We start from the raw sequence: 11548 nt of genomic DNA on the forward strand, positions 1-11548 counted from the left end.
GCACCCGTCGAGCCGGTGGCTCCCGTTGCACCGGTCGAGCCGGTCGCACCAGTTGCACCCGTCGAGCCGGTGGCTCCCGTGGCACCCGTCGAGCCGGTTGCACCAGTTGCACCGGTCGAGCCGGTTCGGCCAGTCGCCCCTGTCGAGCCGGTGGCGCCTGTAGAACCCGTCGCCCCTGTTGCGCCGGTCGCACCGGTGCGCCCGGTTGCACCAGTGTTGCCTCGCGGGCCCGTCGGGCCCGTAGGCCCTGTTGGTCCGGTCGCACCCGTCGCTCCGGTTCGGCCAGTGGCACCCGTCGATCCGGTTGCACCCGTCGAGCCCGTGGCTCCGGTCGCACCTGTGGCTCCGGTTGCTCCAGTGCCTCCTGTTGCTCCCGTCGCGCCCGTGGCCCCCGTCGAGCCGGACGCACCAGTTGCACCCGTCGAGCCGGTTGCGCCGGTGGCTCCGGTTGCACCTGTCGAGCCCGTGGCTCCGGTCGCACCTGTGGCTCCCGTTACCCCGGTCGATCCGGTTGCGCCGGTCGAACCCGTCGCGCCAGTCGCACCAGGATCGCCGGTCGCGCCGGTGGCACCCGAAGCTCCGGTGTCACCTGTTGCTCCCGTTGCGCCTGTCGAACCAGTGGCCCCAGTCGCGCCGGTTGCACCGGTCGATCCGGTCGCACCAGTCGAGCCGGTCGCACCCGTCGAGCCCGTAGCTCCGGTCGCACCTGTGGCTCCGGTTGCTCCAGTGTTACCTGTTGCTCCCGTCGCGCCTGTCGAACCAGTGGCCCCAGTCGCGCCGGTTGCTCCGGTCGATCCGGTCGCACCAGTCGAGCCGGTAGCTCCCGTCGAGCCGGTGGCTCCGGTTGCACCTGTGGCTCCGGTTGCTCCAGTGTTACCTGTTGCTCCCGTCGCGCCTGTCGAACCAGTAGCCCCAGTCGCGCCGGTTGCACCGGTCGCACCAGTCGAGCCGGTCGCACCCGTCGAGCCCGTAGCTCCGGTCGCACCTGTGGCTCCGGTTGCTCCAGTGTTACCTGTTGCGCCTGTCGAACCAGTGGCCCCAGTCGCGCCGGTTGCTCCGGTCGAGCCGGTAGCTCCCGTCGAGCCGGTGGCGCCCGTCGAACCAGTGGCCCCCGTCGAGCCGGTGGCGCCTGTACGCCCGGTCGCACCCGTTGCCCCAGTGGCGCCGGTCGAACCGGTTGCACCGGTGCGACCAGTCGCACCAGTGTTGCCGCGCGGACCCGTCGGTCCCGTAGGCCCTGTCGGTCCGGTCGCACCCGTCGCACCGGTCCGGCCGGTCGCACCCGTCGCGCCCGTGGCACCGGTTGAACCTGTAGCTCCAGATGCGCCCGTTGCACCTGTGGCTCCGGTTGATCCTGTCGAACCCGTCGAGCCGGTTGCTCCCGTATTACCAGTTGCTCCTGTCGAGCCCGTGGCTCCCGTCGAACCCGTCGCGCCAGGATCACCGGTCGCTCCAGTTGCGCCAGTCGAGCCGGTGGCTCCCGTCGCACCCGTGGCGCCCGTCGAACCCGTGGCTCCGGTTGCACCAGTGTCGCCTGTCGCACCGGTCGAACCTGTAGCGCCGGTGTCGCCCGTCGCTCCTGTCGCTCCGGTCGATCCTGTTGCGCCGGTGTCACCCGTCGCGCCTGTTGCTCCGGTCAATCCTGTGGCGCCGGTTGCGCCGGTGTCACCCGTCGCACCCGTGGCGCCGGTCGAACCCGTGGCTCCGGTTGCGCCGGTGTCGCCCGTCGCACCCGTGGCACCGGTCGAACCTGTGGCTCCAGTCGCGCCGGTATCTCCGGTCGCGCCTGTTGCTCCGGTCGATCCTGTGGCTCCGGTTGCGCCGGTGTCACCCGTCGCACCCGTGGCGCCGGTCGCACCTGTGGCGCCGGTTGCGCCGGTGTCACCCGTCGCACCCGTGGAGCCGGTCGCACCTGTGGCGCCGGTTGCGCCGGTGTCGCCCGTCGCGCCTGTTGCTCCGGTTGATCCTGTGGCTCCGGTTGCACCGGTGTCGCCCGTCGCACCCGTGGCGCCGGTCGATCCTGTGGCTCCAGTCGCGCCGGTGTCGCCCGTCGCACCCGTGGCGCCGGTCGATCCTGTGGCGCCGGTTGCGCCGGTGTCGCCCGTCGCACCCGTGGCGCCGGTCGCACCTGTGGCGCCGGTTGCGCCGGTGTCGCCCGTCGCACCCGTGGAGCCTGTCGATCCTGTGGCACCGGTTGCGCCGGTGTCGCCCGTCGCGCCTGTTGCTCCGGTCGATCCTGTGGCTCCGGTTGCACCGGTGTCGCCCGTCGCACCCGTGGCGCCGGTCGAACCTGTGGCTCCAGTTGCGCCAGTGTCGCCCGTCGCGCCTGTTGCTCCAGTCGCGCCGGTATCGCCCGTTGCACCGGTCGATCCTGTGGCGCCGGTATCACCCGTCGCACCCGTGGCGCCGGTCGCACCTGTGGCGCCGGATGAGCCTGTCGCCCCCGTTGCGCCAGTCGCACCTGTGGAGCCGGATGAACCTGTCGCGCCAGTCGCACCCGTAGCGCCGGTCGAACCTGTGGCGCCGGATGAACCTGTCGCGCCCGTAGCTCCCGATGCGCCAGTCGTACCTGTGGTTCCGGTTGATCCTGTCGCGCCCGTCGAGCCCGTGGCTCCGGTCGCACCTGTGGCACCGGATGAGCCTGTCGCGCCCGTCGAGCCCGTGGCGCCGGTCGCACCTGTGGCACCGGATGAGCCTGTCGCGCCCGTCGAGCCCGTGGCTCCGGTCGCACCTGTAGCGCCGGATGAGCCTGTCGCACCGGTTGCGCCGGTCGCACCCGTGGCGCCTGATGCGCCGGTCGCACCAGTTGCACCTTGATTGGAATTGAAGCCAGTGCCAGCAGAAGTTACAGCGTAGGTGCTGGTGTGGGTCCCACTGGTACCAGTTAGAGTAACACCAGTGTTGGCAACAACCCCATTTGTAATCGTGGCAAGCGTTGAGATTGTGCCACTGTTGTTCGCCTGTAAGTAGATGGTGTAGGTGTCTGAAGAACTCGAACTAGACGGAAGTACGATGGTCTCGCTGAAATTTTCATTACTACCGGTAAAAGAAGCTAGTGGTAGGATGAAACTGCCGACAATGATATTGTCAGTTGTATTGACGACGTAAATTGTGACAGGGCCGTCATTCGAATCGTTGTCGAAGCTATTCGATCCTTTTGTTAGGCTTCCGCTTATTGTGAGCTCTGTGGTTGCCGCTAAGGCGCCGCCGTAAGCCAATTGCCCGGATCTGGTTAGCGGAGGTTGGGAAGCCGTAGATAAAGCCCACGCGCCTCCAAGCTTTTCAGCGCCTACTTTTCCAGTTGCACCGAAGATTTCGGCACCCGTCAATTGGACGAGCGCTTCGATAAATCTCTTGCCGACGGTCCCCGCGGAGGTGTCACAACTCCAAAGCCTTAAATTACCTTCGATGGATAAAGATCGACCAATCTCCCGCAGGTCGTCCTTGTAGTTCGCGATCGTTTCGCGTGACCACTCTCCCGCCGTGAATGCAACCTTGCCAGGCGCCCCATGCGCCACGATGTGGATCGCATCGAGCCCGTCGATCCCCTCGAGCGCTTCGGCCATCTGCTGCGCGGCCGGCCTGCCGTGATCGAGCACCAGCGCCCGAACTTCGGGCCGGAGGTTTTCCAGCAGAGTGCTGAGATCGGGAACAAATGAATCGACAAAAAGAAACTCAGACTCAGACTTGCCACCCATCGGCCTAGCCCCTTCATCAATAACAAATGATGGGCCGCGCGCTTTTTGGCGCTCGGCCCGAAATCAAAAAAAAGACGCCGCCTGGCAAAACCGCTCAGGCGCCGCGTGCACCAACTCCACTTGACGGCGGAGTATCCAAGTCACTTCGGACTGCCAGAAATTCGGCCGGCTGGAATTCGCCGTCGGATTGAAAAGTGCCGATGTCGTAAGCGCCGGACAGGCGCGCCACTTTGAGCCGGATCTCGACGCCGTTGAAATGGTTCGAGGCGTCGGGAAGCGTGACCTGCGATACGATCGCCTTCGTATTGCGGTCGACAATGAAATAGGTGACGTTCTGGGTCGTCTGCCCGCGCGGCAAATTCCCGATGACCAAAATCTCGTTAATGATTCCCGCGGAGAGAACTCCCGCGTATCTGGCAACGCCTGCCGCAGTTATCGGAGGTGCGATGGATGGGAAGTTGTGGGAAATCGACGACTTGCCGGCTCGACCTGACTTAACCATGCGACGCCACCCAATGCACGGACGAGGTCGACGCCCGGAGCCCCTTCGCCCGGAAACCGACGCTCGATCCAACTAGAAATAGTGGTTCAACCTTGGGTGGTTAGCCGCTACGCATACCTAAGCCATCAGCAAACAGCCAACGAACACATTCCAAGATTGAACGTCATTCCAAATACCCCCGCCTGAAGCGCAGACGGACCGCAGAAATTAATAATCGCTTAAGCATAAGCAGATCGAGAAAAATAGCGCAAGAAGATTCAAAATCGAGCGCGAGTTATGTCAAATTATTTCGGTTAACGGGTTCCATTAACAACGATTTGACTGCGCATCAGGCGGCGCAACTTGCTGAATTTGCTGCCCGAACATTTTCAGCTACGTTGTTTGCTGTTTCCGTTAATGGAACCAAAGGGCCGGCGCATGCCGTGTCGAACCGATCAACTCTTCTTCTAGTTTGAGCTTTTTGTAATTGCTTGCATCAACCTAAAAAGTTTGGCGGTGGCAGAAAATAAGCGCCTTTGCTTGAACATGATCGTCAAGAACGAGATGGCAAATCTCGAGCGCTGCCTGTCGGCGGTTGCTGATCACATCTTTTGCTGGGTCATCTGCGATACTGGCTCGTCCGACGGCACGCAGGACTTCATCAGAACATTCTTTGCCCGGCGCAATCTTCCGGGTGAAATTCATACGATTCCCTTCCACGATTTCGGCCAGGCCCGGAACGAAGCGCTCGATCGCGCCTGCGCTTCAAAGCTCGATTTCGACTATGTCCTGTTCAACGACGCCGATATGGAGTTCATTGTCGACGACGCCAAATTCCGCCAATCCCTTGCCGGTCCCGGCTATCGCCTCCTCCAACGCGCGTCGGGCGGATTGAGCTATTGGAACACGCGATTGGTGCGGCGTGACAGCGGCTCAAGGTATATTGGAGTCACGCACGAATATATCGACGTCCCCGGAGATGTCGTTGAATTGCACGGCGCCTGGTACATCGATCACGCCAGCGGGGCGAACCGCGGAGATAAATCGGAGCGGGATATACGACTGCTGGAAGCTGCACTCGAGCGGGAGCCGGACAACGCCCGATACTGGTTTTATCTCGCGTGGTCGTATCGAGATGCCGGCCAGTATGCCAAATCCGCGGCAACTTTTGCCAAGCGCGCCGAGATGGAAGGCTGGGACGAAGAGGCGTGGATGGCACGGCTGCAGCACGCGCGTTGCCTGCGAGATATGGGCGATGAAGACGCGTTCGTCAGCAAGGCGCTTGAGGCATTCAAGCAGCGGCCGACACGCGCCGAACCCCTCTACGATTTAGCACGATACTATCGGGAACGCGGCAGACATGAGACGAGCCTCCACTTTTCCGAGCTCGGACTTTCCATACCAGCTCCCGAGAGCGACATCCTTTTCATCGAAACCGACGTCTATCAGACCGGCCTGCATGAGGAATTCTCGATCGCTGCGAATTACAGTCAGGACGCTGCCCGCTGGGACCGTGGGTACTCAATCTGCAACGGATTAGCGCTCAACCGAGCAATTCCAGACGACCCACGCGAGCTCGCGCGGGCAAATCTATTCTTTTACCTACAGTCAGCGCAGCAGCTATTTGAATCGTTTTCGGCACAACCGGTGCATTACGATGTGCCTACAGGCTATCGGCCAACCAACCCATCCGTCTCGCGTCATGGAGATGACCTCTACCTCGTGCAGCGCGCAGTGAATTTTCGTCTGCTCGAAGATGGCACCTATGAGACCGACAGCGGCGATCCCATTCGGACCCGCAACTTTCTGCTACGGCTGGACACGAATCTCGGCGTGCAAACGTCGGCCGAAATCTTGCCGCCCGCCGACTTCCCAATAGCCCAGTTCGAGGAAGTGCAAGGACTCGAGGATATCCGTTTGTTCAGTTGGAATGGCTCGCTGTGGGGCAGTTCATGCGTCCGCGAGTTGAATGCCGAAGGCTGGTGCGAACAGTTGATCGCCCGGATTGAACAGCGAAGCAGTTCGGAAACCCGGCTCACCGATTGGCGCGTGCTTCGTCCTGAGGGTCCTCGACTCCACGAAAAGAACTGGATGCCACAAGCCAATGGCACAAGTCTGCGTTTCGTCTACTCGTGCGGCCCGACCAAGATCGTCAACGACAGGGGTGAACTTGTCTCAGAGAGTGATGCTGCCTTTGCCGTCGAACAGTTTCGGGGCGGAACGCCACTCGTCGAATTCGACCATGGATGGCTCGCGCTCGTCCACGAAGTTCAGTGGCAGAACGATCGAAGGTTCTATCAGCATCGCTTTGTCTGGTTTGATCGCGACAATCGTCTGCGCCGGCTTAGCCGACCGTTCTTTTTCAAGGACAAAGGTGTAGAATTTGCAGCTGGCCTGGCGTGGCATCCAGACGGCCGTCGGCTACTCGTGTCCTACGGGGTCGCCGACAGCGAGTCTTGGATCGCCTCGATCGATGCGACCGAGGTCCGCTCGACACTTGAGAGCGATCCGGCGTCCCGGCCTAAGGCTTCGGCTGTGTCGCCTCCTCTGCCGTCAGAGAACACGCCCAGAAGCGAACAGCACGTGGCGAAGGAGCCTAGATTGCCGCAACGAGTCGGAAAGTCGATCGGCTTATGCATGATCGTCAAGAACGAGGCCGCGGTCATCGACCGCTGTCTCGACAGCGTTCGGCCATTGATCGACTATGTGCTGATCGAAGACACAGGATCAACCGACGGCACGCAAGAGGTCATAAGGCAGTGGCTCGACAGAAATGGGCTGGCGGGTGAAGTCGTCGACGAACCGTGGCGGGATTTCGCATACAACCGATCGCACGCGTTAGCTTGCCTTCGCCGCAGACCGGACGTCGACTACGCCTTCATCATCGACGCCGACGACGCACTCACCATCGAGCCGGGATTCGACGTTGCTGGCTTCAAGTCTGGCATGTCCGCAGACCTCTATGACGCGGCGATCAACCACAACGGCATCCGTCATTATCGACCACACATTTGCAGCAACAAAAAGGAGTTCTATTTTCGGGGCGTGCTCCACGAATTCGTCGAGGCGCCGGCCGACGCTGTTGGTCGAGAGACAGCTCCCGGCCTTGCGATCCAGATAGGCGGCGGGGGCGCGCGCAGCCAAGATCCTCAGAAGTACCGTAAGGACGCTGCGCTGTTGGAACGCGCCCTTCAGAGCGAGACGGATGCGTTTCTTCGCTCTCGTTATACGTTCTATCTTGCCCAAAGCTATCGAGACTGCAATGAACCCGAGAAAGCACTCCCCCACTACCTGGCTCGTGCCGAAATGGGCTTCTGGCAGGAAGAGGTATTCATTTCCCTCTACAGCGCGGCACGGCTCAAGGAGGCTCTTGCCCACGCAGATGACGACGTCATTGCGGCTTACCAGCGGGCCACCGACGCTCAACCCCTGAGGGCCGAAGCGTTACACGGTGCCAGCCGATACTGCCGTTCAAAGAGCCGCAACAAGCAGGGGGCCGATATCGCTCGCGGTGGCATCGATTTGCCGATCCCTATTGGAGCGCTATTCGTCGAAGAGTGGATTTATGAATTCGGGCTCCTCGACGAATTCGCGGTCAATGCCTATTGGTCCGGCGATTATGAAGGCTGCATCGACGCCTGCCTTCGCATCCTTCAAATTCCATCGATCGATGAGGGTGTGAAGAGACGCGTAGAGGACAATCTGCGTTTTGCAAAGGACCGGATTTCCGAAAGGGTCAGGCTTGCGGATGCACCCCCGCAGCCCGGCGCAACGCGTCTTCTTCCCAAAGTGCTGATAGCAATCCTCGCAAAGAGCAAAGCCGGCCATCTGCCGTTGTACCTGGAATGCATTGAGGCGCTCGACTATCCGCCGGATCGCATTGCGGTTCACGTCCGAACCAACAACAATCAAGATGACACCGCCAACATTCTCCGGGACTGGATCAAACGGGTTGGACGGCGATACTCGCACGTAGAACTCGACGACAGCGACGCAGCCGAACGGGTCGAGGAGTTTGCCGACCACGAGTGGAATGCTACTCGTTTTTCTGTGCTAGGGCGGATCCGTCAGCACAGCATGAACCGGACTCTGGTCCTGGGATGCGACTACTATCTCGTGGTCGACGTCGACAACTATCTGCGCCCCTCCACCCTACGAAGCCTCGTAGATTTGAATCGTCCGATCGTAGCGCCGCTGCTCAAATGCGTGGACGAAGACAGGCCGCTGTACTCAAATTATCACCAGAAGATCGACGCGAACGGATATTTTCTACCCAGCGACGAATACAACAACATCCTGGGCCGCTCCTCGCCAGGGCTCTACGAGGTACCTGTCGTCCATTGCACATATCTGGTTCGCGCAGACGCGATACCGCATTTGACCTACGATGATGGTTCGGGTCGGTATGAATACGTGATATTTTCCCATAGCGCGCGTCGCGCGGGCATTTCGCAAACGTTGGACACTCGCGAGATTTACGGATGGTTGACGTTTGCGTCCGATGGGGAGGCAATTCGGCCGCTGGTTGCTGGAGAATTTGCGGCAAAACTATCACTGGAGACACAGAGCAAGGAGACTGTTCCGGCTAGCAATGGAAAACGGACGATACGATTGAAGGAATATCCTGCGAACGTATCCTTGTCGCACACGCCTTCAGATGAGTACGTCGAAAGCCGAAAGCACACCCTCGTCCGGAAGCCATATCTCATGGAGACTGACGCGCTCGGCTTCATTCGCGGGTCACAGTCTCCGGCTACGGCGGCTCGAACTGTGATCGTTCTCGGCGACAGTGTGGTCGAGGGCATGTATCTCGACCCCGATGACCGGTTTTGCGCCAAGCTCGAGACAATTCTGCGTAGCGAGAGTGCTCTGGACGTCATAGTGAGAAACGGAGGGTACAGCGGAGCGACCACTCTCCATATGCTGAATCTGTTCCTCAACAAGATCATACCGCTCAAGCCGGACGTCGTCATTCTGATGACGGGAATTGTGGATGTGGATGTCGCGGGTCTTGAGGCCAGTTTCTGGAGCCGCGATTGTTGGCTCGAGCCGATCGTCGACCTCAACACGAACAACTCGTGGCGCGACCAAAACTTGCTTTCCGTACCGAGCGTCGCGGATCGTCGTCGGCTACTCGATCTCTTTTCCCTCGCGGCGCGATCGTTTGGCATCGAGTTTTGGTTTGCGACCATTCCCCATCTGCGAGGCGAACGTATCGGTCCAGCCGTGGCCCGAACCCGCGCGTTGGTCAACGAAACCACTCGCGCGGCCGCTCGTGCCGGAAAACATATCTTGTGCGATTTGGAAGCGCGATTAGCCGGCCGCACTGACATTTTTCAAGACGCTTTTCACCTAAATCCAGTCGGCGCCGAGGCTGCGGCTCGCTCGATCGTATCAGATGGTTTGGGTACATTCCTGCTGGCGAAGGGGGCAAACACGCAACCTCGAGCAGCGCAAGGAAACAAGCAATCAACGAATGACATCCAGGTCATCAATTTGGACCGAAGCGCGGCCCGCTGGGATAAGTTCAAATCTCGCAACGCCAAACTCAGCAACGTTGAGCGAGTTTCAGCGATCGATGGCAGCAAGCTGGATCGCTCACGGCTCGAACGGGAGGGGCTCATTGCCCCCGGACTTGACTACAGTGCGGGAGCCTTGGGTTGCGCGCTCTCTCACATAACCCTTTGGCAAAAGGCGGCGTCTCAAGACCAGCCTTTGACGATTTTCGAGGACGACGCGCTTAGTCATCCTGCATTCGATGAGCACCGATTGTCGGTGCTGGCACAGATGCCCAGCGATTGGGATATAATCTTGTGGGGTTTCATTTACGATCCACTTTATCTCTGGATCGATCTTGGATTTTCCGCCTCGGAGCTTCGGTTCTACGATCGAAGCGAACCGTTTTCCTGGAGTGATACTCCGGACGGCCCACCAACTTATCGCCCCTACCGGCTCAGGCACGCCTACGGAATACAGGCATACTCGATTAGCCCACGCGGAGCGCGGCGCTTCCTGGGAAGCGTGCTGCCGCTCAAGAAGCAGCTCGTACCGTTTCCTGGAACACCGATCGTCGATGAGGACCAAGGGATCGATGGAGCCATGAACCTGGCGTATCCCACGATGCAAAGCTACGTCTGCATCCCTCCCCTGGTGGTTCAGCGTGACGATGGTGTCAGCGACCGGCTGAGCACCAAATAGTCGCGAGTACCATCAACTTGACGCAATTTCCGGAATGGCCTGGATAAAGCGAGCCCAATTTCTCGATCGAGAGAAAGTAGACGTCTTGACACTGCAAAACGTCCCTTTGTTGGAAGTTCAAGCTCGGTGGGGCTACAGCGAGTTGACAGATTCTCCGGCCGCTCGGCACTATTCTGACCTGGCGCATCTCGCCGCAAAGCGATTGAGTGGGACATCATTCGAGCAGCTCTCTGAAGCCGAACTATATGAACTTGCCTTTGGCGCGGCGTGCGCGAGGCCCGTCCTGCTCGCATTTCTAACCGGCGTAATTTCGTTCGACGTTGTCGAGATCGGACGGGCCCGATTAGGCTCGATGTTCGTGCCTCCAAATGTGTGGGATCCCGAAAGCGAGGGACGTTTCATTTCGTTCGAGGAATACATGGAAACCACGAGCCTCGATCTCGATGATCCTCGAAGCGTACTTCCCAGGGGAACGAGCTATGAATTTCCCGCGGATCCGATTACGTTTGGTCGCTCGTTTAGCTTTCCGATATTGATCGACGGCTTTCACCGCGCTGCCGGCTTCTGGAAGTACGGTCCGCCGGACGGAAAACTGCTCGCCTACTTTCCGTCAGCTCTGCTGGTAGAGGATTGAATTTTCACTGGCACAGTTTCGACGCTTGGATGCTCGCCAGGAAAGGCGCACCATGCAGCTCCATTGCCAGGCGCTACGCAAGAAGCCTGACTTCATTGCAGTGAGATCGTCAGCCCGCCCAGATTTGCCGCAAACTCCAGGCCTGCTTTCGGCCCTTTGAGCATGAGCAGAACGCCGTGCTCATTTCGCATACTCACACCGCCGACGCCGGCGGCCCATGCGCCGCCTCCGCCGACCAGCGTATAGCTGCCGGCGAAATCGTTGACTTCCCTGATGCCGGAGGCGGTGCCTTCCAGCCACGTCACCGATGCGCCCGCGCTGACGCCGAGGCTGAAGCCGGACACGATGAACCGATGGTGCCGCCCACGGTAGGTGAGCGTGCCGCTCCCGCCGCCGCCACCCACGACGAGCGCCGCCTTCACGAACTTGACTTGGACGTGGCCGGTCGCCTGCGCAAAGCACGGCGCAACCAGCAGAACCATCGCGACAAGCGCCAGTATGACGGGACGGATGCCTCGCATCATTGCAGCCCCTCTT

At 60.4% G+C, this 11548-nt stretch carries 5 protein-coding genes; 2 read left to right on the plus strand and 3 right to left on the minus strand.

Annotated features, from left to right (window positions below; translation table 11 throughout):
* Positions 1-3698: DUF4347 domain-containing protein (locus BraRD5C2_RS30940; RefSeq protein ID WP_223975220.1), on the minus strand; the 3698-nt coding region annotated here is incomplete at its 3' end.
* 94 nt (positions 3699-3792) lie between these two features.
* Entirely contained in the window at positions 3793-4200 is a 408-nt protein-coding gene (locus BraRD5C2_RS30945) for a hypothetical protein (protein WP_223975002.1), read from the minus strand.
* Positions 4201-4725: 525 nt separating this feature from the next.
* On the opposite strand from BraRD5C2_RS30945, the gene BraRD5C2_RS30950 reads away from it, so the two are divergent.
* Positions 4726-10377 carry a glycosyltransferase gene (locus BraRD5C2_RS30950; protein WP_223975222.1) on the plus strand — a complete coding sequence of 1884 codons (5652 nt, stop codon included), beginning with the start codon at positions 4726-4728 and terminating at the stop codon, positions 10375-10377.
* Positions 10378-10462: 85 nt separating this feature from the next.
* Positions 10463-11011: a hypothetical protein gene (locus tag BraRD5C2_RS30955; protein ID WP_223975003.1), complete on the plus strand. Its 549-nt coding sequence runs from the start codon at positions 10463-10465 to the stop codon at positions 11009-11011.
* Positions 11012-11103: 92 nt separating this feature from the next.
* Here the strand turns inward: BraRD5C2_RS30955 and BraRD5C2_RS30960 are convergent, their stop codons facing one another.
* Positions 11104-11535 (minus strand): hypothetical protein, encoded by a 432-nt coding sequence (locus tag BraRD5C2_RS30960; protein WP_223975004.1) that lies wholly within the window; start codon positions 11533-11535, stop codon positions 11104-11106.
* Positions 11536-11548: the final 13 nt, after the last annotated feature.

Source organism: Bradyrhizobium sp. RD5-C2, assembly GCF_019972155.1.
Lineage (GTDB): Bacteria > Pseudomonadota > Alphaproteobacteria > Rhizobiales > Xanthobacteraceae > Bradyrhizobium.